Origin of the sequence: Spirillospora sp. NPDC047418 (assembly GCF_040643275.1) — a bacterium.
In the GTDB taxonomy this organism is placed as follows: domain Bacteria; phylum Actinomycetota; class Actinomycetes; order Streptosporangiales; family Streptosporangiaceae; genus Spirillospora.
Map to the genome: position 1 here is coordinate 1 of NZ_JBEYTW010000006.1, position 25,176 is coordinate 25,176.

The following is a 25,176-nucleotide window of genomic DNA, read 5'->3' on the forward strand; positions in this document are numbered from 1 at the left end:
GACGGCAATGGCTTTGACCAGGTGGCCGGCCTTGCCGGGGCTGCAGCGGAGCCTGCGCAGTAGTTTCCATGACTTCAGCTGGGGTCACCGTGGCGGGGTCGGGGCAGAACCAGCCATCGGTCTTGTTGACGGTCTGGTCGGCGAAGGTGGCGGTCACCGGCAGGTCGGAGCCGGTGAAGGTGCCGGCCAGGTTGCCGCCGTAGGTGCAGCCGATGGCGCTCATCGCGAACCCGTTGATGGTCGCGACGCCGCCGTCGAGCTTGCCGCTCCACGGCAGGTTCTGCGGCGTGACGGTGACGCCGCAGCCGCCGACGGAGGCCGAGGTGATGGACAGCGTGCCGTCCGAGGCGATCGTGCCGGACAGGGTCGAGCTGGTGCAGGTGGCGGAGATTCCCGCGTTGATGGTCATGTTCCCGTTGAGGGTGGCCGTGAAGTCGCCGGCCGTCCAGGCCAGCGCGGGGGTGGCGGTCATGGCGACGGCGACGGCGGCCGCGGCCGTGATCGAGGCGATCGCGGCCGGCTTCTTGATGCGGGACAAGGGAGTCCTCATTTCGAACGGTGGGCGTCGCGCCTGCACCCTGATTACGGGGTGGGTGCCCCACCGCCTCCTGCGCCCGCCCCGCCCTGGCCAAGGGGCGTGGCGGCACCGAATCGGGGGGCCGGGAGCCGGACGCCGTCTCGCTTCATCACGCGGGCACCGACTCCAAGTAGAACGCGTTCTATCCAGAAGATAAGAAAAATTCCCCGGCCGGTCAACGATCGGCAGGAGATCATCTGCTTTCCTTTTCTTAGGGCGTCCGCAACAGGCTGTAATGAACGTCCGTTAAGATCCCCCCGCCCATGAGAACTCGTTACATGTAGCAACCATCCGTCCGGCGGCCCACTCCGGCGGCCCCGGGCCGTCAGCCGAAGCGTTCGCGGAGGACGGGGAGGAGGTCGGCCTCAGCCCAGGTGCGGAAGTCCTTCTGGTGGTCCGGACCGGACTGGCAGAACGACACGTGCGTGAAGCCCGCGTCGGCCCACTGCTGGACGACCTGGACGTAGTCGTCGATGTTGTCGCCGCACGGCACGGACTCGGCGACGTCCTCGGGACGGACGGTCCTCGTCGCCGCCTCGAAGTTCACCGGACCGGGAAGCTCCGCCATCACCTTCCAGGCCGGAGCGGAGAACTTCCAGATGCGGTGGGCGCGCCGCTTGCACTCCTCGTAGTCGTCGCCGAAGGCGACGGGGATCTGCCCGTAGGCGGGCTTGCCCGCGCCGCCCTCGCGGCGGAAGAGGTCCGCGACGGCGCCGATGGGCTGGTCGGAGACCAGCATGTCGGCGTGCCGGGCCGCCAGCCGCCCGGCCTGCGGGCCGAACGCGGCCATCCCGATCCGGACGGGCTGGTCCGGCACGTCGTAGAGCTTGGCCGAGTCCACCCGGTAGTGCCGGCCGCGGTAGTTGACGTAGTCGCCGCCGAACAGGGCCCGGATGATCTCCACGGCCTCCTCGAACATCTCGTGCCGGACGTCCACCGGAGGCCAGTCCCGCCCGACGACGTGCTCGTTCAGCTTCTCGCCCGCGCCGAGGCCGAGGATGAACCGGCCGTCCGACAGCACGCCCGTCGTCGCGGCCTTCTGCGCCACGACGGCGGGGTGGTAGCGCATGGTCGGGCAGGTGACCAGCGTCATCAGCGGGACGCGGTGGGTCGCGTGGGCGAGCGCGCCGAGCACGGACCACGCGTAGGCCGAATGGCCCTGCTCCTCCAGCCACGGGAAGTAGTGGTCGGAGATGGTGAGGTAGTCGAAGCCGGACTCCTCGGCCTCGACACCGTCGGTGACGAGCTGCTTGGGCGGTGTCTGCTCGCAGAGCAGCGAGTATCCGAATTCCATGCCGCCTCGCATACCCGCGAGGCGGCCCCGAATCGTCAAGCGGGCGTCATTGTCCGAGGAGGTCCATGAGGTCGTCGGCGTGCTCCTCCTCCTCGGCGAGGATGTGCTCCATGATGCGGCGCGTGGTGACGTCGCCGTTGCCGAGCCAGCGGATGATCTCCTGGTAGGACTCGATGACGATCCGCTCGGCGACGAGGTTCTCCTTGAGCATGCTCTTGAGGTCGTTGTCGTCGAACGTCACGTAGGTGGTGTGGGAGCGCTCGGCGATCGTCTTCGGGTCGAAGTCGGGGTCGCCGCCGAGCTGGCTGATGCGCTCGGCGGCGCGCATCGCGTGGTCGCGCTCCTCGTCGGCGTGCTCGGTGAACTCCGCGGCGACCTGCGCACGGTCGATGCCGGTCGCGCTGATCGCGTGCCTCGCGTAGCGCATCCAGCAGACGATCTCGGTGGCGAGGACGTCGTTGAGGACGCCGATGACCTCCTCGGGGCTCCTGCCGTAGTTCTCGGTCACCGGACCGTCGGTCATCTTCGCGCGGGCGCGCTCCCGGATCGCCGCCACGTCGATGCTGAAGCTGTTGTCGGCCATGCGCTCTCCTCCTGATCATGCGTGGACAGTGGCGTCCTACCCAGCACGGGACCGTCATGCGCGGGCACGCGAAACGACGCGAGATCGCTCCCGGGCCCCCCGTACTTGGCCACGGTGCGTCACATCTGCTATACGTAGAGCTACCTTGCTGCGATACCCGTAGCGAGGAAGGGACATCCGGTATCCACCTTGAGATCCGGGCGTGACAAGGAAGAAAAGGAACCACATGAAGTCCTTCAGCTACACCGAGCTGGACATGATGGCCGGCGAGGTCCTGCCGGAGCGCGCCGTGCTGTCCACCCTCCTCGTCGGGGGCGGCGCCGACGACAACCACAACTTCAACCTCAACGGCGGCCACGGCGGCGGCGACGACAGCACCGTGCTGTCGCAGCAGTCCTGCTCGGTCGTGAACAACCAGCAGAACGCCGGCCTCCTGTCGGCGCTGGGCATCGCGTCCCAGAACCCGACCAGCACCCACAGCTGCCTGCCGGGCACGGCGATCGCCAACAACGGCTGAGTCGCCTCGATGTAACGGCGGGTTCCGGCTCGCCAAGGGAAGGGCTGGCGATCTTCTGCCAGCCCTTCCCCCTTACTCCGTCCACGCGAAAGCTGTCACATGAGCATCGAAGACCCTCAGATACTCAGCTACGCCGACCTCGATCGGCTCGACGCGGAGATCCTGCCGCCGCGGCTCGCCATGTCGGTGCCGCGCGGCGACGGCCACGGCTCCACGGTCGTCATGTACGCCTGCCAGGCCACCTACTCGCCGGGCACCACCGGCCTGCTCGGGACGGGCCTGCTGGCGCAGCCGGCCTACTCCACGCTCAGCTGCGTACCGGCCACCGCAGTCGCTCAGCACTGATGAGCACTCCAGCGATGCCGGCCGTGGCCGGCGAGCCGCCGGCCCTCACCCTGCCCGCGCTCACCGACGGCGCGGAACTCGTCGGCGAGTTCAGGAACTCCGGCTACCGGGAGACGCCCCAGCTCGTCTACCTGCCCAACCGGCAGCTGGTCCGGCTGCCGCCGCTGTTGTTCACGGTGGCGAAGGCGCTGCACGAGAACCGCGACCTCGCGGACGCCGACGTGCAGGAGGCGCTCGACCGGGTGGCGGACGCGGTCACCGAGGAGGCCGGGGCCCGGCTTACCGCCGAGCAGGTCGTCTACCTCGTCGACCGCAAGCTCGCGCCGCTCGGGGTCACGACCTACAGCGACGGGACGCCCGCGCCGCTGGCGAAGTCCGACCCGTGGCTGGCGCTGCGGTTCAAGATCGCGGTGTTCCCCGAGTCGTTCACCTGGTTCGTCGGCGGGCTGTTCGGATGGCTGTTCCGGCCGGTGGTGATGGCGGCCATGATCGCCGTGTTCCTGGTGAGCGAGGGCTGGCTGCTCAGCTCCCGGTCGATGTCGGACGCGATCTCGCTGGCGATCATGAACCCGGTCAGCATCCTGCTGGTCATGGCGCTCGGGGTCGCCTCGTGCGCGTTCCACGAGGTCGGGCACGCCACGGCCTGCCGCTACGGGGGCGTGCGGCCCGGCGCCATGGGCTGCGGGCTCTACCTGGTGTGGCCGGCGTTCTACACCGACATCACCGAGTCCTACCGGCTCGGCCGCGCCGGTCGGCTGCGCGCCGACCTCGCCGGCGTGTACTTCAACTCGATCTTCGTGGTCGGGCTGACACTGGTGTACCTGCAGACCGGTTTCGAGCCGCTGCTGGTCGCCGTGCTGTACGTCAACTTCGAGATGATCCAGCAGTTGCTGCCGACGCTGCGGTTCGACGGGTACTACATCATGTCGGACCTGGTCGGGATCCCCGACCTGTTCAAGTACATCGGGCCGATCCTGAAGCGGACGCTGCTGCGCCGCCCGGCCGACGCCCGGCTGAACGAACTCAAGCGCCGGCCGCAGATCTTCGTCACCCTGTGGGTGCTGACCGTCATCCCGATGCTGGTGTTCCAGATCGGCCTCATCACCACCCAGATCCCCGGCCTGATCGCCAAGGACTGGTGGATGATCCGCCGGCTCGCGGCCGAGGCGTCGGCGGGGGCGGGAGCGCTGGAACTGGTCACCTCCGGGCTGCAGATCCTGCTGCTCGTGCTGCCGATCGCGGGGCTGGCGCTGATCTTCTACGGCCTCGGCCGCACGCTGGTGCGGTGGGCCGTCCGCTACGTCCAGGGCCCCGCGCCGCAGCCGATGCCGGACGCCTGACCCCGCCCGGACCGGACGCCGGATGCCCGCGCCGGGCATCCGGCGTCCGCGTACCCGGCCCCGGGGAAATGCATTTTATACAATTTTTGCCTTGCGCTTCAGAGGCGCGATCGGCGGGAATCTACTCAGCATAAGGGGAGAAATAGGCCGTATCCGGCACTCCCTTTCCCCACGGCCGGCGCGACCCTCTGCCGGTGTTCCCGGAAGGCCCCGCATTGCTCCGTCGCATCACCCCCGCCGCATGGCTGGGGGCCTTCGTCCTGCTCATCCCGTCCCCCTTCGTGGATCGCTCCACCGCGGTCGCCGGCACCGGCGCGCGGGTCGTCGCCGAGACGTCCGTCGCGTCCCGCACCGTGGACCTGACCATCGACTCCCCGGCCATGGACGGCGACCAGAAGGTCCGCCTCCTGCTCCCCCGCGGCTGGTCGAAGGACGCGCACCGCACCTGGCCCACCCTGTGGCTGCTGCACGGCGGCGTGGACGACTACACCGCCTGGACGCGCGACACCGACGTCGCGGACCTCACCGCGCGCAGCGGCGTCATCGTCGTCATGCCGAACGGCGGCCGCTGCGGCAATTACTCCGACTGGTGGAACTACGGGAACGGCGGCTCCCCGCGCTGGGAGACGTTCCACATGACCGAACTCCGGCGCATCCTCGAAAGCGATTACCACGCCGGGACGAAGCGCGTCATCGCGGGCAATTCCATGGGCGGTCTCGGGGCCATGCTGTACGCGGCCCGGTTCCCCGGCATGTTCCGGGCCGCCGCCTCGTTCAGCGGGTACGTCGACACGCTCTACGGCCACGAGCCGGGCGACGACTCGACCGGCTGGGGCCCGTCCTTGGCCTGCCCCGGCACCGACTGGCGGCGCGTCTGGGGCGACCCCGACGACCAGGCCGCGATCTGGCGCGCGCACAACCCGGCCGACATCGCCGGGCGGCTGCGCGGCGTCCGGCTGTGGGTGGCCAGCGGCAACGGCAGGGCGGGCTCGCTCGGCGGGCTGCCGTTCACCGACCCGGTGGAGGCCGCCGCCGACGACAACGCGCACGCGTTCGCGGACCGGCTGCACGCCCTCGGCATCCCGGTGACCACCCGGTTCTTCGACGGGCAGCACGACTGGCCGTACTGGCAGCGCGACCTGCACCAGGCGTACCCGATGCTCCTGCACGCCCTCCGCACCGGCTGACCCGAGCACCGGCTGACCCGAGCACCGGCTGACCCGAGCACCGGCTGACCCGAGCACCGGGTGACCCGAGCACCGGGTGACCGCGCGGCGGCCGGAGGGGTCAGGTCTGCCGGATCGCGTCCAGGGCGGCCTTCCGTCCGGACCAGCCGTGCCATTCCAGCAGCAGGACGGTGGCGTCGTCGTCCAGCCGTCCCGCGTGGTGCGCCAGGATGCTGTGGATGAGGCGCCGCAGCGTCTCGGGGGCCGGCAGCCCGTCGGCCTCCCGCTTGATGATGAAGTCGACGAACCGGTGCAGCCCGAACTCCCGCTTGCCGGGGTCGCGGGCCTCCACGATGCCGTCGGTGTAGAGCAGGATGCGGTCGCCCGGTTCGAGCTGCTCGGTGCACACCTTCGGGACGATGCCGAGGCCGGTGCCGAGCGGCGTGCCCGGACGGCATTCGAGCGTGGTCACCCAGCGCCCCTTGCGGATGATGACCGGCGGGGGATGGCCGTAGGCCGCCCAGGAGAGCACACCGGACCGCAGGTCGAGCTCCGCGAGGACCGCCGTGACGAAGCGTCCGCTGCTGTCCTGCTCGGCCAGCACCTCCTCGATCCCCCGCCCGACCCCGATGAGGTCGGTGCCCCGGAGCCGGTGGTTGCGGAACGCGGCGACGGCGAGGCTGGAGGTCAGCCCGGCCGCGGTGTCGTGCCCCATGGCGTCGAAGACGCCGAAGTGCGCGGTGTCGCCCGCCAGCGCGTAGTCGAAGGTGTCGCCGCCCAGGTTGTAGGCGGGCTCCAGCGCCGCGCTGATGACGACCTGGTCGTTGGCGAAGGTCAGCGGCGGCAGCAGGCGCCACTGCATCTCCGCCGACACGGTCATCTCGCGCGTCCGCACCAGCCGGGAGAACGAGTCGCTGTAGGGGCCCTTGCTGACCATGATCAGGGCGATCATCCCGGCCAGGTACTCGGCGTCGTCCCGGCACCGCCGGTCGTCCCGGCCGATGGTGACCCGGACCGTCCCGAGCCGCTCGGTGCCGTCGAGGATCGGCAGCCAGTACTGGCAGGTCCCGTCGTCGAACACCTGCCCGACCACCGGCGCCATGGTCTGGTAGGCGCGGCCCGCGATGGTGCCCTCGATCTTCAGCTCCGGGCTCTCGGCGCCGGGCTCGCCGCCGGCGTCCGGGCCCCGCCCGGTCAGCAGCCGCAGTACGTTCTGCTGGAGGTCGGCGACGTAGATCACCACGTCGTGCAGGCCGACGCCGGCGGCGTGCCGGGCGGCCGCGCCCGGCAACTGCTCCATGGACATCAGGTGGCTCTCCGCCACCAGTTCCCTCAGCATCGGTGCACCGTCCTCCCGGGGCCCGTCGTCCGCGCCGTCCCGCGGGTTCCTACCCGTCATCACCGTCCCCATGAGGCATCCGGTCGGAGCCGGGCCAGACATAGGGCAGGTCGTCCGGCACGCCGGGGAACAGGGGCCGGTAGAAACCGGGGTCCTTGCGGACGAGCGCCGAGCGGTGGCTGCGGTGGAACGCCGGGTCGCCCAGCCAGGGCGGCACCTCCCCGGCCGCCGCGAGGCGCCGCTGGCCGCGCGGGTTCCGCACGCCCCGGGCGGCGGCGAGATCGGCCGCCAGCGTCCCGGCGCAGGTGTCGGCGTGGCCGAGGCCGCACCACCGGTCGCACATCTCCAGGCCGTACCGGACGAGCGCCTCCTCGTAGCCCGTCCACATCAGCGCCGCCGGGTGGTGCCGCCAGCCGTACCCGGGCACCGTGAGCGCGCGCAGCACCTGGATCGTCTCGACGCGCTGCTTGCCGAGCCTGCGCCGGTCCAGGACCCGGGCCGTCGCGGCGAAGTCCGCGTACGGCAGGAAGGTCTGCATGGCCGCCCCCTCTCGCCGCCCCCTCTCGCCGCCCCCTCTCGCCGCCCCCACGCGGCCGTCCCTACCCGCTGGACGGCCCGGCGCGCGGCGGGTGAGATGGACCACACCTGCGGAGCGGCGCGCTCCGGGCCGGGAACGTTCGAAGGCACAGGTCACGGGCCGGGCTTATCGTTTTCTGACAAACCGCTCCGGAAAGGCGTGCCATGAATTCCCGGAAGGACTGTGCTAAAACCCGTCTGGGGTTCGGCGAAGCGGAGGGAACGCTATGGGCGCGGCGGAGGCTCTCGCACAGGTGGCCGACACGGAACGCCATCCGCTGGCCGAGCCGGGCGGTGCCGCCTGGAACGCCATGGTCTCCCGGACACGGGACGAGCTGGCGAAATCGGGGTGCTGCGTGCTGCCCGACTTCATTCGTCCCGCATTGCGGGAGACGCTGCGTGCGGAATGTTCCAAGATCGCGCCGTCCGCCCATTATGACGTCGAAACGGTCAACGCCTACAACATCGATGTCGATACGCCATTGCCGGACGGCCATCCGGGGCGGATCACCGTCGAGCGGGGCAACGCGTTCGTCGCCCGCGACCGCATCCCGGCCGGCTCCATCGTCCAGCGGCTCTATTCGAGCGGGCTGTTCCAGCGGTTCGTGGCCAGCTGCTTCGGGCTGCCGCGCGTGCACGAGCTGGACGACCCGCTGTCGGGCCTGGTCCTCAACGTCGTCAAGCCCGGGATGGAGCATCCCTGGCATTTCGACACCAACGAGTTCACCGTCAGCCTGCTCACGCAGGAGCCGGACGACGGCGGCGTCTTCGAGTACTGCCCGAACATCAGGACGGCGGAGCGGGAGAACTTCGGCGACGTCCGGGACGTGCTGACCGGCCGCGGCGAGCGCCTCGTCCGGCGGCTCGCGCTGCGGCCCGGCGACCTGCAGCTGTTCCAGGGGCGGTACTCGCTGCACAGGGTCGCCGCGGTCCGGGGGGACACGGCGCGGCACACGGCGATCTTCGCCTACAGCGAGCGCCCGGGGGTCATCGGCAGCGTCGCGCGCACGAGGCAGCTCTTCGGCCGCGTCCTGCCCGAGCACCTGGCGGCGGAGGGGCGCGCCGTCCGGGTGGACCAGCTGCTCGACTAGGAGGCCGTTGTTGCGCGTCGACACGACAGGCAAGATCTCGCTCGACCACATCTACACGCGGCCCGACCCCCGCGCCTACTTCGGCACCCTCCGCGGCCTCGACTACAACATCCCGGAACTGGCGAAACCGCACTTCCAGCGGCTCATCGCCGAATACCGGGAAACGCGCGGCGTCCCGGTCCCGACCGTGCTGGACATCGGCTGCTCGTACGGCATCAACGCGGCCCTGGTGAAGCACGGCGCGACGATGGCCGAACTGTACGACCGCTACAGCGGGCGGCACGCCGACCGGCAGACGCGCGACACGCTGCTCGCCCGCGACCGGGAGCTGACCGATTCCGGGGAACCCGCGAACGGCGTCCGCTTCCTCGGCCTGGACGCGTCGGAAAGCGCCCTTTCCTATGCGCTCGACGCCGGATTCCTCGACGGCGCCGTCCACGCCGACCTGGAGAACCGTGAACCGACCGGGGAGCAGCGCGCGCAGCTCGCGGCGGCGGACCTGGTCATCTCCACCGGCTGCCTCGGCTACGTCACCGAACGCACCATTTCCCGGATCATCGGCTCGCAGGAGGGGCGCCTGCCGTGGATGGCGCATTTCATCCTGCGCATGTTCCCGTTCGACCCCATCGGCGAGGTCCTCGCCGCCGCCGGCTACGAGACCGTCCGCCGCGACGGCCTGTTCCGGCAGCGGCGGTTCGCGACGAACGAGGAGCAGGCGTCCGTCCTGGACAGCCTCCTGGACATCGGAGTCGACCCGTCCGGCCTGGAGGCCGGCGGCTGGTACTACGCGCAGCTCTACATCTCCCGCCCGCGCGGCTGACGCGCCGGCGTCAACGCATCGGCTAGCGGTCAACGCATCGACGACACGAGGAACGAAGTGAACGCCAGCGAAGAACTCTCGTCCCGCACCTTCGGCAACGAGGCGGGCCTGCCGCGCGTGCCGCTGCCCACGCTCGACGCGACCTGCGAGCGGTTCATGGAATGGTGCGGGCCGCTGCTGACCGACGACGAGCGGGCCCGGACGGAGTCGGCGCTCGCCGCGTTCGTCCGCCCGGACGGCCCCGGCCGCCGGCTGCACGCGGCGCTCGAACGCTACGACGCGGCCGAGGGCGTGCACAGCTGGCTCGACACGTTCTGGCCGTACCGCTACCTCGGCCGCCGCGACCGGATCGCGCTGAACGCGAACTTCTTCTTCCTGTTCAAGGAGTCGCCCGAGGGGCAGGTGGAGCGCGCCGCCGGGCTCATCGCCGGGGCGCTGGACTACAAGCTGCGGCTGGACGAGGAGCGCGTCCCGCCCGCGATGCAGCGCGGCCGCCCGCTGTCGATGGTGCAGAACCGGTTCCTGTTCTCCACGACGCGCATCCCCGGCACCCGGCAGGACACCGTCCGGGCGCCCTACACCGACGCGTGGCCGGGCCCGTCCGAGGCCCGGCACATCGTGGTGTTCTTCCGCGGCAACATGATCCGGATGGACGTGCTGGGCCCGGAGGGGCGCCCGCACAGCCTGGAGGAGCTGCGGGCCGGCCTCGGCACGATCATGAAGGCGGAGGCCGCGGCGGAGCCGTCCACCGGGCACCTCACCACCAAGGCGCGCGCCGAGTGGGCGGCGAGCCGCGACGCGCTGCTGGCGCTCGGCAACGGCCACGCCCTCGACGCCATCGAGACCGCGCTGTTCTGCGTCTGCCTGGAGGACTTCACCCCGGCCGGCACCCTGGACGCCTGCGACCACCTGCTGCACGGCGACAGCGGCAACCGCTGGTTCGACAAGGCCGTGTCGTTCATCGTGTTCGGCGACGGCACCGCCGGCATCAACGTCGAGCACTGCGGCCTGGACGGCACCACGATCCTCAGCTTCGTGGACGCGCTGCTCGGCGCGTCGCCCGGGGAGCTGTCCCGGCGGTCGGGCGCCGTGTCGCAGGGCCTGCCCGTCATCGAGCCGATCGAGTTCGTGCTGGACGACGCCATGCGGCGCGACATCGACGACGCCGCGGCCTCCTTCGCCGGGTACGCCGCCGCGACCGCCACGACGACCGTCTCGTTCGACGACTTCGGCGCCGCCGAGGCCAAGCGGCTGAAGACGTCCCCGGACGCGTTCGTCCAGATGGCCTACCAGCTCGCTCACCGGCGCGCGAAGGGCCTCACCGGCACCACCTACGAGTCGATCGCCACCCGCCAGTACCGGCACGGGCGCACCGAGGCGATGCGCGTCATCACGCCGGAGGTGCTCCGCTTCGCCGAGGTGATGGACGACCCGGTGGCCGGCCCCGAGGCCCGCCGGAACGCCTTCCGCGCCGCCGCCGAGGCGCACGTCCGGCGGGCCAAGGAGTGCCAGGCCGGACAGGCCCCCGAGCAGCACCTGTGGGAGCTGCAGCTGATCGCCGAGCGACGCGGCGCCGAACTCGGCGTCACCGGGCCGCCGACCCTCTTCGAGACGCCCGGCTGGCTCAAGATGCGGGACGACTACCTCAGCACCAGCTCGGCGCCGTCCGCCAGTATCCGGTACTTCGGGTTCGGCTCCACGAGCGAGCAGTGCATCGGCGTCGCCTACGTCCTGCTCCCGGACCGCTTCAACGTCTACCTGAGCACCCCGCAGCCGGTCGCGGACGCCATGTACACGTTCGCGAACCGGCTCCGCGAGGCCGTCCGGGAACTGCGCGACCTCCTCTCCTGACCGGACCCCGGTCAGGAGAGGCGCTCGCCGCCGGCGTTGGTGTCAGGAACGAAGGGCGCGCAGGCCGGTGCGGATTTCGCTGACCAGGATCTCGGGCTGTTCCAAGGCGGCGAAGTGCCCGCCCTTGTCGGCCTCGCCGTAGTGGATCAGATTGCTGTAGGTGTCCTCGATCCAGCTTCGCGGCAGGCGTGGGATGTCCCTCGGGAAGACGGTCACCGCGACCGGAAGCGTCAGCTTCGGGCCGGCGAGAGTAGCCGATTTGTTCTCCCAGTAGATGCGGGCGGACGACGCCGCGCTGTTGGTGAACCAGTAGAGGGATATCACGTCGAGCATGTCGTCGATGCCGATGGCGTCTTCGGCGAGCCCGTGGTTGTCGGTCTTGGACTGGAACTTCTCGTAGATCCAGGCTGCCTGACCGGCGGGAGAGTCCGCCAGGGCGAATCCGGCGGTCTGCGGCTTCGTGCGCTGAAGGTGGTTCGACCCACCGAGATCGCCGGTGTAGAGGGCGAGGCTCTCCACGGCGTAGCGCTCTTCGGGCGACAAGGTGTCGGGTATCTGTGCGGGAAAGGCGTACTGGCTGTTCAGATGAATTCCGAGAAGCCCCTCAGGTCGCATGGCTCCGAGGGCGGTGGTGACGACGGCACCCCAATCGCCGCCTTGCGCGGCCCATCTCGTGTAGCCGAGACGCTTCATCAGCTCCACCCACGCGCTTGCGACGCGCGATACCGTCCACCCGGTCTCCGTGGGCTTCTGGGAGAACCCGAACCCGGGGAGCGACGGGATGACGACGTCGAATGAATCGGCGGCGTCTCCTCCGAACGAAACCGGATCGGTCAGCGGGCCGATCAGCTTCAGGAACTCGACGATCGAGCCCGGCCATCCATGCGTGAGTATCAGCGGCATCGCGTTGGGATTCTTGGACCTGACGTGGACGAAGTGGATGTCCAGCCCGTCGATCTCGGTCAGGAATTGGGGGAAGTGATTGAGTTCGGACTCGAGGCGCCGCCAGTCGTAGCCGCGCTCCCAGTAGTCGACCAGAGATCTGGCGTTCTCCACCCGAACCCCTTGCGACCAGTCGCCCACCGTTTCCGGATCCGGCCATCGAGTTCTGGCCAGTCGCTGCTTGGCGTCGTCGATCTCCGAATCCGGAATCGAGACGGTGAACGGGCGGACGAGGGACGAGGTGGGTGGCGTCGGTGCGGTCATTGCCTTCTCCTCGGCTGTGAGGCACAGCGCAACTGTCCATTGCACACTGGTGTGCAGTGTACTTCGCTTCACACCGGTGTGCAACGATGGTGTCGTGCCCACCGAGTCCTCCCGCGTGCGCTCGATGACCGAGACACGCGACCGCATCCTCGACGTCGCCCTCGACGTGCTGGGAGAGAACCCCGACGCCGGAATGGGCGACATCGGGACCGCTGCCGGCGTCGTCCGCCGCACCGTCTATGGCCATTTCCCCTCGCGCCTCGACCTGGTCCGGACACTCACGGAACGGGCCGTCACGGAGATGACGGCCGTGCTCACCGAAGTCAACGCCTCCGGCGCGGAAGCGGACGCGACGTGGGCCGAATTCGTTGCCCGCCTCTGGCCGGTGGCGCACCGGTACCGAGTGCTGCTGGCACTGCGCCGCGGCGAGTACGGCGAGGCGATCCACGGCCTGCTCGGGCCACTCGACGAACTCCTCGCCGACCTCGTGAAACGGGGCCAGGACACCGACGTGTTCGCACAGCACCTGCCGGCGGGCATTCTGAGCCAGGTCGCCTACGGCGCCGTGTTCGCCATCGCGGACAGCGACCTGTCGAACGGTCCCCTCGGCGCCCGAGCGGCGGCGATCACGAGCCTGCTGATGCTGGGAGTTCCCGAGACGCGCGCAATCGCTCTCGTCGACGACCAGGTCACGCGGCCGGGCGGCTAAGCGGGTGGGAAGAGCGCGTCCACGAAGGAGTTGCCGAACTTGCCGGTGGGATCCAGTTCGCGGGCCAGCCGGGCGAAGTCGGGTGCGCGCTCGTAGCCGGAAATGACCTCCGCGGCGGGCGCGGCGCTGACCTTGCCCCAGTGCGGCCGGGCGCCCAGCGGGAGGAGCCGCTCCTCCAGCCGGCCCACCACGGGCAGCACCCCGGCGGGGTCGTCGCGCCAGGTGAAGTGGAGGGTCACCGAGTCGCGCCCGTGCGCCGGGCTCAGCCAGAGATCGTCGCCGCGGACGGTCCGGATCTCGGAGATGTGCAGGACGGGCGCGACCAGCTCGGCCAGCCGCCGGACCTCCGCGATGGCCTCGGCCGCCGCCGCCCGGGGCAGGAACCACTCGGACTGGAGCTCCTCCCCGGCGCTCGGGGTCAGCTCCGGCCGGAAATGCGGAAGGCGCTCGTGCCACGGGCCGGGCGTCCCGAGCTGGACGGTGCAGGCGGCCGGGTCCATGCCGGGCACGGGATGCACCGGGCCGGGCGCGGCGCGCCCGCCGCCCCACACCGGCTCGGGCCCGCCGCCGCGGCACTTGAGCCACACGGACGCCTCGCCGCGCCAGTCGGTGAACACGCTGACGCTGTAGGCGGCACCGAAGACCTCGTCGAACCGGGCCACGACATCGTCGAGCGCGACACCGACCCGGACGCTCTGCGCCACCTCGAACGCGGGCTCCACGTCCAGCGTCAGCCGGGTGACGACGCCCAGCGCACCGAGCGCGACGACCGCCCCCGGGAAGTCGGCGTCGGCGTCCCGCCGGAGTTCGACCAGGTCGCCGTCCGGGCCGACGAGTTCCAGCGCGGCGACGGACGCGGACAGGCACCGCAGCCCGTCCCCGGATCCGTGGGTGCCGGTCGCGCACGACCCGGCGACCGAGATGTGCGGCAGCGACGCCATGTTCGGCAGCGCGAGCCCGCTCCGGTACAGCTCCGCGGCGACGTCCGCGTACCGCATCCCGCCCGCGACGGTCGCCGCCCGCCGCGCCGCGTCGACCTCCACCAGCGGCGGCAGCCCGTCGAGCCGGACGAGATCGCCGCCGGTGTCGGCGACGAGGCTGAACGAATGCCCGCTACCGAGCGCCCGCACCCGCCGGCTCCCCGCCACGACGCGCCGCAACTCGTCCACCGACTCCGGCCGATGCGTCCGGACGGCCCCGAAGGTCACGTTCCCGGCCCAGTTGCTCAAACGCACACGCTGATCCACGTTGGCACCGTACTCGCCCGCCGACCCCGCACGCGGGCCCGGCTGGGGCCGGGTGGAGCGGGGTGGAGTCAGTCGGTGTGGGTGATCTTGTTGCCGAGGACGAGGTCGCCGCGGATCTGGATGTCGCCGCTGAAGACGGTGGTTCCCTGGGGGCCGTCGGGGTCGGGTGAGGGGCGGGCCGGCGGGGTCGCGGTGCCGGCCAGGTACATCCAGGCCTCGGTGGTCATCTCCTTGACCTTGAGGGTCACGCGTTCGAAGGCGGCCGGGTCCAGCGGGCCGTGCAGGTGGGCCACGTAGGCGTCGTAGACGAACGGCGAGACGATGAAGCCCAGGTCGGCGCCCCTGTCGGCGAGGGCGGCCTTGAGGACGGGGGCCTCCAGGATGCGGGCCGTCTGGATGATGGCCTGGCCGTTCAGGCCCTCGGCGTCGCGGGTGACCGGGCCGACGTGCAGGGCGACGCGGAGCTGGACGCGGACGGCGGCGCTCGCGCGGTGGTTGTGCCGGCGCAGGGCGACGGCCAGGTGCCCGGCGAGCGGGTCGATCAGGGACGCCGTCGGGACGGCGGGCGAGACGATCACCAGGGCGCCGTCGCCGCGGTCCTCGCGGTAGATGTCGGCGGGCGGGACGTCCGAGGCCTCCAGGGCCGACAGCAGCACGTTGTAGACGACGTCGCGGACGACCTGGCGGTCCTCGTCGTCGCGGGCCGGGTCCCCGAACCCGGCGATGTCGCAGAACAGGACGGAGCAGTTCAGGCCCGACCAGCGGGTCAGCGCGCCGGCGGGCGTGCGGTCGAGGGGGGCGTCCACGGTACGAGTGAACGCCCCGGGCGGCGGGTTGTCCATGTCACCGGGCACAAAGGGCCGGGCATGCCGGCGTGTTATGGCCTGCTGGCATTTCCCGGGGTTCGGCCGGCAGTGCGACTTTTGTGGCGTTCCTTGGACCCCTCGCGCGGGGATCTCCGGCCGGAATCCCCCCGGCACCGGCAACGGGAGTCGCGCGGGGGGCATCGCACGGCGCCGGGAGAACGGCGGAGACATGAGAACGCGTACCCGACCCGCCCGGGCACGCCGGCGGCTCGCGGCCGGAGTCGCGGGAGTGGCCGCGGCCACCCTCGCGGCGACGACCGGGGTCGCCTCGGCGCAGGACCTGCCGATCACGCAGCAGGTGCAGCAGCAGAACCAGTGGTGCTGGGTCGCCAGCGGCCTGACGATCGCCACGTTCTTCGGCAAGGGCAACGTCAGCCAGAACGACTTCTGCAACCTCGGGCGCGGCTACCCGCGCGGCAGCTACTGCCCGAACCAGGCCGGCTATCTGGAGTACGACCAGCGGGCGTTCCAGGCGCTCGGGCTGTCCCCGGGCCAGGTGTCCGGCCCGCTGTCGTTCGCGTCGGTGCAGGGCGAGATCAACGGGCAGCGGCCCATCCTGACCGGCATCTACTGGACGGCCGGCGGCGGCCACGCCCAGGTCATCTACGGCTACTCGGGCCAGACGGTGTCCTACGGCGACCCGTGGCCGTCCAGTCCCCGGTACGGGGAGATGGCGTACAGCAGCTACGTCAGCAACTACCAGTTCCGCTGGGGGCAGGCCCTGTCCCGGATCGGGGGTTGAGATGCGCACGATGATCATCGCAGGGGCGGTGCTCGGCGGGACGGTGCTGATGGGCGGGAACGCGGCGATGGCCGCCGGGCCCTCCGGCGGCGGCGCCGCAGGGCCCGCTGGCGGCGGCGCCGCGGAGGCCGCCCGGTCCGCTGCGGCCCAGCAGCGGCTCGGGGAGTTCTTCGTCCACCTCGACCAGCACCAGAAGGGGCAGCTGACCAGCCCGTCCGTCCCGAAGGCCGCGGTGCGGGCCAAGGCGCCCCGGCTGGAGACGCCGGTCCGGCGGGTGTACTCGCTGAACCCGGCGTTCGTGAAGGGTGGGAGCGTCCCCGTCGCAACGTTCGCCTACATGGCGGTCGGCGCGGCGTCGGCGAGCGGGCAGCACGCGACGATGTGGCTGACCGGGTCCGGCGGAAGCTGGAAGATCATGAACATCATCTCCGGTTCGGACGAGGCGGCCTACCCGGCGCGGGCGGACGGCGGCACGGTGTTCACCGAGCCGCAGATCCACGCCTGGTACCGGCTGAAGGACGGCCGGGTCACCGCCCTCAACGACACGGCCAGGACGTCGGTCGGCGAGAGCGGCGTGACGGTGGCGGCGTACCAGCGGCTCGTCCACGCCCGGTATGCCGACAAGCTCCCGGGGACGGAGTACCAGCGGTCCGGGAAGCTCGGCGGCTACTCGCCCGCGACCGGCATCGGCGAGCCGGCGCCGGATCGGGGCCCGGCACCCGCTCTGCTGGCGCTCGGCGCGGGCGGGGCGGTGACGGCCGCGGGGATCGCCGCGGCCAGGCGCCGCAAGGGCGGCTACTAGCGGCCCGTGCGCGGGTTCCGGGGGTTCCCGGGACCCGCGCTCAGCCGGCGGCGGGCAGTTCCGGGTGCGCCTCGGGATGCTCGTCCCACCATTCGCCGTACACGCGCTGGGCCCGGACGAGGTCGAGGTAGACGTCGGTGAAGAGGCCGCGCAGCCGCCCCGCCGCCCGTTCCGCCTCGGGGCGCCACACGAGCACGACGCGCTGCCCGAGCGGGTCCCCGGTGATGCGGCGGAACGCGATCCCGTCGCGGGGGCCGGCGGTCGGCTGGTAGATGCCGACGGCGCGGCCGGACCGGACGAGCGACGAGGAGATCTGCCAGTCGGTCGACCAGAACCGCACCCGCGGCCGGAACCCGGCCCCGGCGCACACGCCGCGGAAGTAGGCGGGCCACGGGCCGTCGTCGAGCGGGTCGTCCAGCCAGTCCTGGTCGGCGAGATCGCCGAGGTCGACGGTGGCTCCGGCGGCGAGGGGGCTGGCCGACGCCATGCCGACCAGTGCCGGTTCGCACGCCACGAGGACGAGCCGCCGCAGCCCGTCGCGCGGGCGCGGATCATGGCCGACCGGCTCCTGGAACAGGCCGATGTCGAGCGCGCCGGACGCGAGCAGCGCGGGGATGCGGCCGCCGCCCGGGTCGACCCGCAGGTGCAGCCGCGCCTGCGGGCTCAGCTCGCCGAGGTGGTCGCCGAGCCGGGTCAGCGCCGGGCACGCCTGGATCCCGATCCGCAGCAGCGGCATCGCCGCGCGGTGCCGGTGCGCGAGGGCGGCGTTCAGGTCGTCGATCCCGGCGAGCGCGGCGCGGGCGCGGGTCGCGACCTCGGCGCCGACGGGCGTCGGCGTGACGCCCTCCGGGGAGCGGACGAACAGCTGCACGCCGAGGTGGCCCTCGACGCGGCGGAGCATCGTGCTGACGGCGGGCTGGGTGAGGCCGAGCCGCGCGGCGGCCTTGCTGATGCTGCCGGTGGCCGCGATCGCCTCGATCATCCGGAGGTGGTGGGGGCCGAGGTCCACGGGCGCTCCTGACCTGTGCGTGCCCCGTCCGGTCCGTTCTCAGCGGCATGGTAACCCCGGACCACTGCGGGCGGGTTGGCAATCCGTGCCGGGACGGTCAGGGGCGGGCGGTGCGGCGGCGCAGTTCGCGGGGGCTGACGCCGAAGCGCTGGCGGAACGCGTGGCTGAGGGCGCTGGCGGAGGAGAAACCGGTCGCGTGGGCGAGGTCGGTGATGGTGACGCCGCGGAAGAGCGGGTCGCGCAGCCGGTCCCGGACGAGCCGGAGCCGCTCCTCGCGGACCAGCGCGCGGGGCGTGGTCCCGGCCCGCTGCAGGGCGAGCTGGATCTGCCGCAGCGACCAGCCGAGGTCCTGGGCCATCGCCGCTCCGGTGAGGCCGGGGTCGGTGGCGTGCTCGCGGACGTACCGGCGCACGACCGCCTCGACCTCGGCGAGATGGCCGGTCGCCGGCGGCCGCCCGGTGCCCGCGAGGACGAGGCACAGCAGTTCGGTGATCCGGTCGCAGGCGGCGTCGAACTGCGGTTCGGAGAGGGTGGCGCGCTCCTCGCCGACGGCCCGCACCATGTCGGCGACGACGCGGCCGAGGCCGGCGGTCAGGTCGAGGCCGGTCACCGGCCGGGCGGGCAGGTTCAGCCGCTCGTGCGCCGGGATCGTCATGACGAGCGCGCGGGCGGGGCCGCGCCGGACGACCCGCAGCGGCGCGGCCGGCGGGACGAGGCCGCCCGTCCCCGGGCGCAGCCGCGCCTCCCGGCCGTCCTGGAGCATGAGCAGCTCGCCGTGCAGCGGCAGCAGGAACCGGTAGCCGCCGCCCGCGGGGACGGGCGCGGCGCCCGGGGCGGCGTGCGCGGCGGTGGGGTGCTCGGTGCGGTCCGTCCCGTACAGGACGAGCCGGTAGGCGCCGTCCGGCCCGCCGAGGTCGTCCACCGCAGGCCCTTCCGCCGGTCCGCGCCGCGCCCGGCACGATGATCACTTGCGCGCCCGAGCGTAGTACGATCACCGCCCCCAAAACAGGTGAATCCAGCAGAAAGTAACGCGATTCAGACTGTGGGTGATCTTGCGATGCGCCCGGCCGCAACTTCCTTGCGCGCGAGCACAAGCACGCCCCCGCGAACCGCCCTACGGTGCCGGTTCTGTGGCCTGTTCGGCGCCACTCCCCCAGCCCCCGGCCGCAGCGGCCGGTCCACCTCGCCCGAATCCCCTCTGCACCGAGGATCTGATGGAGCAATTCCTCTTGGTGGCGGCGTTCGTCATCGTGGCGGGCGCCGGCATCGCCGCCGGCGTCCTGCTGGCACGCCAGCGCCAGGCGACGGCTGCCCTCCGCGCGCAGAACGCCGCGCTCGCCCGCGGCCTCGACCTGCGCGAGAAGGAGCTGCGGCACCTCGCGGACGTCCGGCTGCCCGAGCTGATGGAGTCCCTCACCAACCCGGGCGTCCGGGTCGCCGGCCCGCTGCACGACCTGGACCGCGAGGCCCCCGCCTACGGCCAGGCGGTGCAGACCGTGGTCGACCTGTTCGCCGGGTCCGCCGCGCGCGTCCAGGAGCGCGCCGACCGGTCCGCGAAGTCGACGCTGCGCGCGATGATGCGCGCCGTGCAGAGCCTCGCGAACGAGCAGCAGCTCGCGATCTCGCACATGCAGGAGCGCCACGACGACCCGGACGTGCTGGAGGGCCTGCTCCGCATCGACCACATGAACGCCCAGCTCGGGCGGCGCGCGCAGGCGACCGCCGTGCTGTGCGGGTCGTGGCCGGGGCAGCAGCGGTCGGCGTCCACGCTGACCGATGTGGTGCGCGGCGCGACCTCCCGCATCCGCGACTACCTGCGCGTCAACCTGGAGGGGACGCTGAACGGCGCGGTGACGAGCCGGGCCGTCGAGCCGGTCGTGCTGACGCTCGCCGAACTCCTCGACAACGCCGCGCGGCATTCCCGCCCCGACACCGCCGTCGAGGTCAACTTCCGCTCCGCGCACAACGGCGTCGCGATCACGATCGACGACGCGGGCGTCGCGATGGACGCCGACGAGCTGCAGCGCGCCGCCGAGCTGCTGTCCGGCGACGCCTCGGTGGACATCCACCGGCTCGGCGACCCGCCCCGCGTCGGGTTCGCGGTCGCGGGCGTGCTCGCCGCCCGGTACGGGTTCCGGGTGTCGGTCGACAGCCAGTCCCCCTACGGCGGCGTGCGCGCCGTGGTGTTCGTGCCGAGCGCGCTGCTCACCGCCGTCCCGGACGGACGCGCGCCCGAACCGGCGGCCGCGTCCCGCGCGGCGGAGACCACCGCGGCCGCCTCGACGCCCGGCGGGCTGCCCAAGCGGAGCCGCGTCGCCGTCGCCGAACGTCCGGCCGAGCCCGCCGCACCCGCCGAGCCCTCCGAGCCCGCCGCCGCGCCCGCCCCCGGGGACAAGCCGCCGGCCCGCCCGGCACGGGAGACCGCCGCCGGCCTCGGCGCCTGGCAGCGCGGGACGCGCTCCGGCCGCGCCGCCACGCCGCCGGACGGCACGGACACCGACAGCAAGGAGCCGCGGCCATGAACTCCGCAGCCGACGACGAGGGATGGAACGGCTCGATGGACGACGGTACGAACCGGCTCGGCTGGATGCTGGACGACGCGCTGCGCATGCCGGAGACCCGCTACGCGATCCTGCTGTCGGCCGACGGGCTGCTGATGGCGCACTCCGAGCGGATCGGCCGGGACGAGGCGGAGCGGCAGGCCGCCGGGATGGCCGGCCTGCAGTCCCTCGCCCGCAGCACCGCCGAGTTCTGCGGGGACCCCGGCACCACCTGGCGGCAGACCGTCAACGAGTTCGACGACGGCTACGTGTTCCTCGTCGCCGCCGGCCCCGGCGCCTACCTCGCGGTGTCGGCGACGCAGCGGGTCGACATGGAGACCGTGTCGTTCCGGCTCCAGGAGCTCGTGCAGCGGCTGGGCAAGGAGCTGACCAGCCCGCCGCGTCCGGGCGCGGGCAGTCCCGCATGACCCCGCGCCGGAACGAGCGCGCGCTGGTGCGCCCGCACGTCGTCACCGGCGGCCGCGCGCACCCGACCCGCAACGTGTTCGACCTCGTCACGCTCGTCATCGCCACCGGCGACCTGCCGCTTCGTTCCGGGGGGACCGGCCTGTCCCCGGAGAAGGCCCGCATCCTCGCGCTGTGCCGGGGCGGCGCGCTGTCGGTCGTCGAGATCGCCGGGCACCTGCGCCTGCCCGTCGGGGTCGTCAAGGTGCTGCTGTCCGACCTCGTCGACGGCGGGCACCTCACCACCCGGGCGGCCGCGCCCGCCGCCCGGCAGTCCAAGGCCCGGCTCCTTCAGGAGGTGCTCGATGGACTCCGCGCCGCCCTCTGACCCGTCCCGCTCCGACCCGCGCTACGTGCGCGCCAGCGTCCGGACGGCCGTGAAGATCCTCATCGTCGGCCACTTCGCCGTCGGCAAGACCACCTACGTCGGGACGCTGTCGGAGATCCGCCCGCTGCGCACCGAGGAGCGGATGACGCAGGCCGGGGCGACCGTCGACGACCTCGCCGGCATCCGCGACAAGACGACCACCACCGTCGCGATGGACTTCGGCCGCCTCACCCTCAGCGACGACCTCGTCCTGTACCTGTTCGGCGCGCCCGGCCAGCAGCGCTTCACCCGCCTCTGGGACGACCTGGCGCGCGGCGCGCTCGGCGCGCTGGTCCTCGTCGACACGGCGCGGCTCAAGGAGTCGTTCGACGTCATGGACCTCGTGGAGAAGCAGGGCCTGCCGTACGCGGTGGCCGTCAACCACTTCGACGGCTCGCCGGCCTTCCCGGACGCCGAGGTGCGCGAGGCCCTCGACCTCGCGCCGGGGACGCCGCTCGTCACCTGCGACGCCCGCGACCGCAGGTCGTCCGCCGAGGCGCTGATCTCGCTCGTCGACCACCTCCTCACCCTCGATCGGGAAACCGCATGACCGAACCGCAGCGCTTCCCCCTGTACGGCCCGGAGTACGCGCGGGACCCGGCCGCCACCTACGCGGCGATGCGCGCCCACGGCGACCTCGTGCCGGTCGAGCTGTCGCCGGGCGTGCCCGCGACGCTGGTCATCGGGTACGAGGCGGCGCTGGAGATCCTGCGCGACCCGGACACGTTCCCGCGCTGCAGCGAGGTGTGGGAGGAGGAGGTCGGCCCGGACTGCCCGGTGCTGCCGATGATGATGGCGCGGCCGAGCGCCCTGTTCACCAACGGGCCGGTCCACGCACGGCTCCGGTCGGTGATCGTCGACAGCCTGGACCGCGTCGACCCGGTGACGCTGCGCGAGCACGTCCAGCGGAGCGCGGACACCCTCATCGACCGGTTCGCCGCCGACGGCAAGGCCGACCTGATCGGCCAGTACGCGCGGACGCTGCCGCTGCTGGTGTTCACCGAGATGTTCGGCTGCTCCCGCGACATCGGCGACAAGCTCGTCCGCGGCATGCGGGCCCTCTTCGACGCCGAGGGCGCCGCGGAGGGCAACGCGCTGCTCGCGGAGGCCGCCGGAGAACTCGTCGCGCAGAAGCGGCGGGCGCCGGGCGCGGACGTGACGTCGTGGATGATGCGGCACCCGGCCGGACTCGACGACATGGAGATGGCGCACCAGCTCACGCTGCTCGTGGGCGCCGGCACCGAGCCGGAGCAGAACCTCGTCGCCAACGGCATCCTGCTGCTGCTGTCGGACGACCGGTTCGGCGGCGACCTGTCCGGCGGCAGCCTGCCCGTCGAGGACGCCCTGGACGAGATCCTGTGGACCGACCCGCCGATGGCCAACTACGGGACGACGTTCCCCCGCCGGGACACCGACTTCCACGGCCGCACGCTGCCCGCCCACCAGCCGGTGCTGATCAGCTACGCGGGCGCGAACACCGACCCGTCCCGGGCGGCCGCCGACCGGAAGGGCAACCGCGCGCACCTGTCCTACGCGGGCGGGCCGCACACCTGCCCGGCCAAGAGCCACTCCCGGCTGATCGCCTCCGCCGCCATCGAGGTGCTGCTCGACCGGCTGCCCGACCTGGAGCTGGCCGTCCCGAGGGAGGCGCTGGAGTGGCGGCCGGGCCCGTTCCACCGCGCCCTGGCCGCCCTGCCCGTCACGTTCCCGCCGGCGGAGACCCGGCACTGACGGACCCGTCCGCATGGGCGCGCAGCGCGCCGATCACGGCGGTCAGCTGCGTGATCAGGCCCGCCACGCTGGTCTGGTCGGCGCCGTTGACGGTGACGGTGCGCAGCTCGTCCGGCTTGGGGAGCCTCGCCATGATCTCCGGGAGCGAGGCGATGAGCCGCGCCTGCAGCGCCGCGGGCGTCCGGTCGTTCTCCAGCGCGGCCGCGGCCGCCTCCCGCTCCAGCTCCAGCAGCGCCTGCTCGTGCCGGGACCGCGCGCGGGACTCGGCCAGCGCCAGCTCGCCCTCGGTGCGGAGCCGGGCCAGCTCGTGGTCGCGCTCGATCCGCAGCCGCCCGGTCTCGGCCTCCTCCGCGTGCCGCTCCCGCTCCATCCGCAGCGCGTGCCGCGTCGTCTCGGTCTCCAGCCCGGCGACCTCGCGGGCGTCGTCGTGCTCGCGCCGCGTGCGGCGCAGCTTCTCGGCGGCCTCGGCCTCGAACAGCCGCGCGTCGCCCGCCGCGCGCAGCTCGGCCAGCTCCCGCTCGTGGTCGAGCCGCTGCGACTCCTTGGTCCGCGCGGCCGCCATCTCCCGCTGCCCGACGACCTCCTCGGCCTCCAGCTCGGCCAGCCGCGCGACCTGCCCCTGCTGGGCCCGGTAGGGCTTCTGCAGGTTCTCCCACAGCTGGGACGAGCTGACCACCGCCTCCTTGATCTGCACGGTGACGATCCGCAGCCCGAGGCCCTGGTCGCTGTTGTCCTCGCCCTCGGCGACCGCGCGCAGCCGGGCCGTCAGCTCCTCGATGATGGGCTGCTTGTCGCTGAGGACGTCCCGCACGCCCATCGTGGAGACCTTGTCCTTGATCGCCGCCTCGGCCTGCTCGCGGAGCTGCAGGTTCACCAGGCGCATCGAGTCGCCGCCGTCGCCGAAGTCGAGCTTGCGGTAGGCGGTCCCGAAGTCCTGGATGATCCACTGCACGTAGCCCTGGACGAGCACGCCCTGCAGCTCCCGGCAGATGCAGTACGCGTTGATCAGGATCGTCTGCGTCGCGCCCGGCACCACGATGAACGAGTCGGTGGACGGGTTGAACCGGAACGACACCCCGAGCCCGATGTGCAGCGGCTCGGCGCGCCCGCGCCGGGTGTGCACGACGAACGCGTTCGGCGGGACGAGCACGTTCTTCCACCGCCAGAACCCGGTGACGCGCACGTCCACGGGACCGGGCCCGCCGCCGTCGCCCGCGCCGCGGCCGAGCGCGCGCTCGCGCTTGGCCAGCGGGCCGGGGGGCGGCGGCGGGAGGGCGCCCGGCGCGGCGGGCATCGGCATCGGCGCGCGCCTGCCCTTGAGGTCGTCCTCCAGCACCGCCTGCTGCGCGACGACCTTCTCCAGATACGTGTTGCTCCCCGGCTGCTGGGCGCTCATCTCGCTCCTCGGTGCGATCAGGGGGCCGGGCGGACCGGCCGGAACGGAGGCCGCCTCGGCGGTCGGTCCCCGTGCGAGATGCGGCTTGGCGGCCACATTAATGAACTTTCCACCCGGCTGTACGCGTATTTCGACCCGTGACGACACATGAGGCGAACCCGGCCCGGCCCCCGGCCCCGGCCGACCGGGCGATGCTCGTCATCGGGGCCGGGGCGCTGGCGCTGGTCGTCCTCGTGCTCGTCATGCGGCTCGGCGGCGCGTTCAGCGGCAGCGCGACCCCCGGGCTGTCCCAGGCGGGCGCGCTGACCAAGACCGGTCTGTCGGTCGCCAAGCTCGGCGGCGACGTCGCGGCGGTCCTCACCGTCGGCTGGCTGCTCGTCGCTGCCGTGTTCGTGCCGGGGGCGTCCGCGCTCGGCCGGCGCTGCCTGCGCGCCGCCGCGCTGACCGCGCTGGCGTGGGCGCTGTCAACCCTGGCGCTGATCCTGTTCACCGCCCTCGACCTGTTCGGGATCGGGTTCGCGGGCCTCACCGGCGACATGATGCGGACGCTCCTCGTCGAACTGCCGCAGGGACGGGCGCTGCTCCTCGTCCTCGCCG

Annotated in this window: 26 protein-coding genes; 15 read left to right on the forward strand and 11 right to left on the reverse strand. The window is 72.4% G+C overall.

The genetic code is table 11. The features are described from left to right. From ABZ806_RS05215 to ABZ806_RS05225, 3 genes are all read right to left on the reverse strand, one after another. The coding region (locus ABZ806_RS05215) for a PraA/PraB family alkane oxidation protein activator (protein WP_500215518.1) at positions 1-538 on the reverse strand (538 nt) is incomplete at its 3' end. Between the two features lie 364 nt (positions 539-902). Beyond that, on the reverse strand, positions 903-1,871 hold the full coding sequence (locus ABZ806_RS05220) for a TIGR03557 family F420-dependent LLM class oxidoreductase (RefSeq protein ID WP_500215520.1): 969 nt from the start codon (positions 1,869-1,871) through the stop codon (positions 903-905). A gap of 46 nt (positions 1,872-1,917) precedes the next feature. Next, on the reverse strand, positions 1,918-2,454 hold the full coding sequence (locus tag ABZ806_RS05225; protein WP_500215521.1) for a ferritin-like domain-containing protein: 537 nt from the start codon (positions 2,452-2,454) through the stop codon (positions 1,918-1,920). A gap of 226 nt (positions 2,455-2,680) precedes the next feature. On the opposite strand from ABZ806_RS05225, the gene ABZ806_RS05230 reads away from it, so the two are divergent. The 4 genes from ABZ806_RS05230 to ABZ806_RS05245 all read left to right on the forward strand — a co-directional run bounded on the left by ABZ806_RS05230 (position 2,681) and on the right by ABZ806_RS05245 (position 5,843). After that, a complete protein-coding gene (locus ABZ806_RS05230) occupies positions 2,681-2,971 on the forward strand; it encodes a hypothetical protein (protein WP_500215523.1) in 291 nt (96 codons plus the stop codon). 99 nt (positions 2,972-3,070) lie between these two features. Next, positions 3,071-3,316, forward strand: a complete 246-nt coding sequence (locus ABZ806_RS05235) for a hypothetical protein (RefSeq protein WP_500215525.1) — start codon at positions 3,071-3,073, stop codon at positions 3,314-3,316. After that, on the forward strand, positions 3,316-4,656 hold the full coding sequence (locus tag ABZ806_RS05240; protein WP_500215527.1) for a hypothetical protein: 1,341 nt from the start codon (positions 3,316-3,318) through the stop codon (positions 4,654-4,656). Before ABZ806_RS05235 ends, ABZ806_RS05240 begins: the two co-directional genes overlap by 1 nt. A 215-nt stretch (positions 4,657-4,871) precedes the next feature. Beyond that, positions 4,872-5,843, forward strand: coding sequence for an alpha/beta hydrolase (locus ABZ806_RS05245; protein WP_500215529.1), 972 nt, complete (start codon positions 4,872-4,874; stop codon positions 5,841-5,843). A 100-nt stretch (positions 5,844-5,943) separates the two neighbouring features. Here ABZ806_RS05245 and ABZ806_RS05250 read toward each other — a convergent pair whose 3' ends face one another. Both ABZ806_RS05250 and ABZ806_RS05255 read right to left on the reverse strand, forming a co-directional pair. Beyond that, positions 5,944-7,221 carry a PP2C family protein-serine/threonine phosphatase gene (locus ABZ806_RS05250; RefSeq protein WP_500215530.1) on the reverse strand — a complete coding sequence of 426 codons (1,278 nt, stop codon included), beginning with the start codon at positions 7,219-7,221 and terminating at the stop codon, positions 5,944-5,946. Then, complete coding sequence (locus ABZ806_RS05255) at positions 7,211-7,699, reverse strand: MSMEG_6728 family protein (protein WP_500215532.1); 489 nt, start codon at positions 7,697-7,699, stop codon at positions 7,211-7,213. Before ABZ806_RS05255 ends, ABZ806_RS05250 begins: the two co-directional genes overlap by 11 nt. Positions 7,700-7,964: 265 nt before the next feature. Here ABZ806_RS05255 and ABZ806_RS05260 point away from each other — a divergent pair, with 265 nt between their 5' ends. From ABZ806_RS05260 to ABZ806_RS05270, 3 genes are read left to right on the forward strand one after another with little or no spacing between them, the layout of a single operon-like run. Continuing rightward, on the forward strand, positions 7,965-8,828 hold the full coding sequence (locus ABZ806_RS05260; RefSeq protein WP_500215533.1) for a HalD/BesD family halogenase: 864 nt from the start codon (positions 7,965-7,967) through the stop codon (positions 8,826-8,828). 10 nt (positions 8,829-8,838) lie between these two features. Continuing rightward, positions 8,839-9,648: a class I SAM-dependent methyltransferase gene (locus tag ABZ806_RS05265; RefSeq protein ID WP_500215535.1), complete on the forward strand. Its 810-nt coding sequence runs from the start codon at positions 8,839-8,841 to the stop codon at positions 9,646-9,648. Positions 9,649-9,705: 57 nt separating this feature from the next. Beyond that, positions 9,706-11,499, forward strand: a complete 1,794-nt coding sequence (locus ABZ806_RS05270) for a choline/carnitine O-acyltransferase (protein WP_500215537.1) — start codon at positions 9,706-9,708, stop codon at positions 11,497-11,499. A 42-nt stretch (positions 11,500-11,541) separates the two neighbouring features. Here ABZ806_RS05270 and ABZ806_RS05275 read toward each other — a convergent pair whose 3' ends face one another. Continuing rightward, positions 11,542-12,705, reverse strand: a complete 1,164-nt coding sequence (locus ABZ806_RS05275; RefSeq protein WP_500215539.1) for an epoxide hydrolase family protein — start codon at positions 12,703-12,705, stop codon at positions 11,542-11,544. A gap of 124 nt (positions 12,706-12,829) precedes the next feature. Here ABZ806_RS05275 and ABZ806_RS05280 point away from each other — a divergent pair, with 124 nt between their 5' ends. Further along, on the forward strand, positions 12,830-13,414 hold the full coding sequence (locus ABZ806_RS05280; protein ID WP_500215541.1) for a TetR/AcrR family transcriptional regulator: 585 nt from the start codon (positions 12,830-12,832) through the stop codon (positions 13,412-13,414). Here ABZ806_RS05280 and ABZ806_RS05285 read toward each other — a convergent pair. Continuing rightward, entirely contained in the window at positions 13,411-14,661 is a 1,251-nt protein-coding gene (locus tag ABZ806_RS05285; protein ID WP_500215543.1) for an FAD-binding protein, read from the reverse strand. The two genes, ABZ806_RS05280 and ABZ806_RS05285, sit on opposite strands and share 4 nt — an antisense overlap. 68 nt (positions 14,662-14,729) lie before the next feature. Next, a complete protein-coding gene (locus ABZ806_RS05290) occupies positions 14,730-15,467 on the reverse strand; it encodes a nucleotidyl cyclase domain-containing protein (protein WP_500215545.1) in 738 nt (245 codons plus the stop codon). A gap of 229 nt (positions 15,468-15,696) precedes the next feature. Here ABZ806_RS05290 and ABZ806_RS05295 point away from each other — a divergent pair, with 229 nt between their 5' ends. Next, a complete protein-coding gene (locus ABZ806_RS05295) occupies positions 15,697-16,269 on the forward strand; it encodes a papain-like cysteine protease family protein (RefSeq protein WP_500215547.1) in 573 nt (190 codons plus the stop codon). Between the two features lie 10 nt (positions 16,270-16,279). Continuing rightward, positions 16,280-17,071: a hypothetical protein gene (locus ABZ806_RS05300; RefSeq protein ID WP_500215549.1), complete on the forward strand. Its 792-nt coding sequence runs from the start codon at positions 16,280-16,282 to the stop codon at positions 17,069-17,071. Between the two features lie 40 nt (positions 17,072-17,111). Here the strand turns inward: ABZ806_RS05300 and ABZ806_RS05305 are convergent, their stop codons facing one another. Both ABZ806_RS05305 and ABZ806_RS05310 read right to left on the reverse strand, forming a co-directional pair. Then, the gene (locus tag ABZ806_RS05305; protein ID WP_500215551.1) at positions 17,112-18,080 is read right to left on the reverse strand and encodes a LysR family transcriptional regulator; all 969 of its coding nucleotides are present in this window, start codon (positions 18,078-18,080) and stop codon (positions 17,112-17,114) included. A 97-nt stretch (positions 18,081-18,177) separates the two neighbouring features. Continuing rightward, the gene (locus tag ABZ806_RS05310; protein WP_500215553.1) at positions 18,178-19,002 is read right to left on the reverse strand and encodes a helix-turn-helix domain-containing protein; all 825 of its coding nucleotides are present in this window, start codon (positions 19,000-19,002) and stop codon (positions 18,178-18,180) included. A gap of 292 nt (positions 19,003-19,294) precedes the next feature. On the opposite strand from ABZ806_RS05310, the gene ABZ806_RS05315 reads away from it, so the two are divergent. From ABZ806_RS05315 to ABZ806_RS05335, 5 genes are read left to right on the forward strand one after another with little or no spacing between them, the layout of a single operon-like run. Continuing rightward, positions 19,295-20,602 (forward strand): ATP-binding protein, encoded by a 1,308-nt coding sequence (locus tag ABZ806_RS05315; RefSeq protein WP_500215555.1) that lies wholly within the window; start codon positions 19,295-19,297, stop codon positions 20,600-20,602. Further along, complete coding sequence (locus ABZ806_RS05320; protein WP_500215557.1) at positions 20,599-21,048, forward strand: roadblock/LC7 domain-containing protein; 450 nt, start codon at positions 20,599-20,601, stop codon at positions 21,046-21,048. The genes ABZ806_RS05315 and ABZ806_RS05320 overlap by 4 nt, the downstream gene beginning before the upstream one ends. Further along, positions 21,045-21,413: a DUF742 domain-containing protein gene (locus tag ABZ806_RS05325; protein WP_500215558.1), complete on the forward strand. Its 369-nt coding sequence runs from the start codon at positions 21,045-21,047 to the stop codon at positions 21,411-21,413. The genes ABZ806_RS05320 and ABZ806_RS05325 overlap by 4 nt, the downstream gene beginning before the upstream one ends. Further along, positions 21,391-22,002, forward strand: coding sequence for a GTP-binding protein (locus ABZ806_RS05330; RefSeq protein ID WP_500215560.1), 612 nt, complete (start codon positions 21,391-21,393; stop codon positions 22,000-22,002). Before ABZ806_RS05325 ends, ABZ806_RS05330 begins: the two co-directional genes overlap by 23 nt. After that, entirely contained in the window at positions 21,999-23,183 is a 1,185-nt protein-coding gene (locus ABZ806_RS05335; RefSeq protein WP_500215562.1) for a cytochrome P450, read from the forward strand. The genes ABZ806_RS05330 and ABZ806_RS05335 overlap by 4 nt, the downstream gene beginning before the upstream one ends. Here the strand turns inward: ABZ806_RS05335 and ABZ806_RS05340 are convergent. Further along, on the reverse strand, positions 23,152-24,579 hold the full coding sequence (locus ABZ806_RS05340) for an SPFH domain-containing protein (RefSeq protein ID WP_500215564.1): 1,428 nt from the start codon (positions 24,577-24,579) through the stop codon (positions 23,152-23,154). The two genes, ABZ806_RS05335 and ABZ806_RS05340, sit on opposite strands and share 32 nt — an antisense overlap. Positions 24,580-25,176 lie beyond the last annotated feature (597 nt).

Excerpts from the sequence above, each read along its gene's own strand:
- ABZ806_RS05240 (WP_500215527.1), top strand. The coding sequence starts at position 3,316 with ATGAGCACTCCAGCGATGCCGGCCGTGGCCGGCGAGCCGCCGGCCCTC.
- ABZ806_RS05340 (WP_500215564.1), bottom strand. The coding sequence starts at position 24,579 with ATGAGCGCCCAGCAGCCGGGGAGCAACACGTATCTGGAGAAGGTCGTC.
- ABZ806_RS05325 (WP_500215558.1), top strand. The coding sequence starts at position 21,045 with ATGACCCCGCGCCGGAACGAGCGCGCGCTGGTGCGCCCGCACGTCGTC.
- ABZ806_RS05315 (WP_500215555.1), top strand. The coding sequence starts at position 19,295 with ATGGAGCAATTCCTCTTGGTGGCGGCGTTCGTCATCGTGGCGGGCGCC.
- ABZ806_RS05255 (WP_500215532.1), bottom strand. The coding sequence starts at position 7,699 with ATGCAGACCTTCCTGCCGTACGCGGACTTCGCCGCGACGGCCCGGGTC.
- ABZ806_RS05235 (WP_500215525.1), top strand. The coding sequence starts at position 3,071 with ATGAGCATCGAAGACCCTCAGATACTCAGCTACGCCGACCTCGATCGG.
- ABZ806_RS05275 (WP_500215539.1), bottom strand. The coding sequence starts at position 12,705 with ATGACCGCACCGACGCCACCCACCTCGTCCCTCGTCCGCCCGTTCACC.
- ABZ806_RS05330 (WP_500215560.1), top strand. The coding sequence starts at position 21,391 with ATGGACTCCGCGCCGCCCTCTGACCCGTCCCGCTCCGACCCGCGCTAC.
- ABZ806_RS05220 (WP_500215520.1), bottom strand. The coding sequence starts at position 1,871 with ATGGAATTCGGATACTCGCTGCTCTGCGAGCAGACACCGCCCAAGCAG.
- ABZ806_RS05320 (WP_500215557.1), top strand. The coding sequence starts at position 20,599 with ATGAACTCCGCAGCCGACGACGAGGGATGGAACGGCTCGATGGACGAC.
- ABZ806_RS05225 (WP_500215521.1), bottom strand. The coding sequence starts at position 2,454 with ATGGCCGACAACAGCTTCAGCATCGACGTGGCGGCGATCCGGGAGCGC.
- ABZ806_RS05250 (WP_500215530.1), bottom strand. The coding sequence starts at position 7,221 with ATGACGGGTAGGAACCCGCGGGACGGCGCGGACGACGGGCCCCGGGAG.
- ABZ806_RS05230 (WP_500215523.1), top strand. The coding sequence starts at position 2,681 with ATGAAGTCCTTCAGCTACACCGAGCTGGACATGATGGCCGGCGAGGTC.
- ABZ806_RS05300 (WP_500215549.1), top strand. The coding sequence starts at position 16,280 with ATGATCATCGCAGGGGCGGTGCTCGGCGGGACGGTGCTGATGGGCGGG.
- ABZ806_RS05295 (WP_500215547.1), top strand. The coding sequence starts at position 15,697 with ATGAGAACGCGTACCCGACCCGCCCGGGCACGCCGGCGGCTCGCGGCC.
- ABZ806_RS05335 (WP_500215562.1), top strand. The coding sequence starts at position 21,999 with ATGACCGAACCGCAGCGCTTCCCCCTGTACGGCCCGGAGTACGCGCGG.
- ABZ806_RS05280 (WP_500215541.1), top strand. The coding sequence starts at position 12,830 with ATGACCGAGACACGCGACCGCATCCTCGACGTCGCCCTCGACGTGCTG.
- ABZ806_RS05260 (WP_500215533.1), top strand. The coding sequence starts at position 7,965 with ATGGGCGCGGCGGAGGCTCTCGCACAGGTGGCCGACACGGAACGCCAT.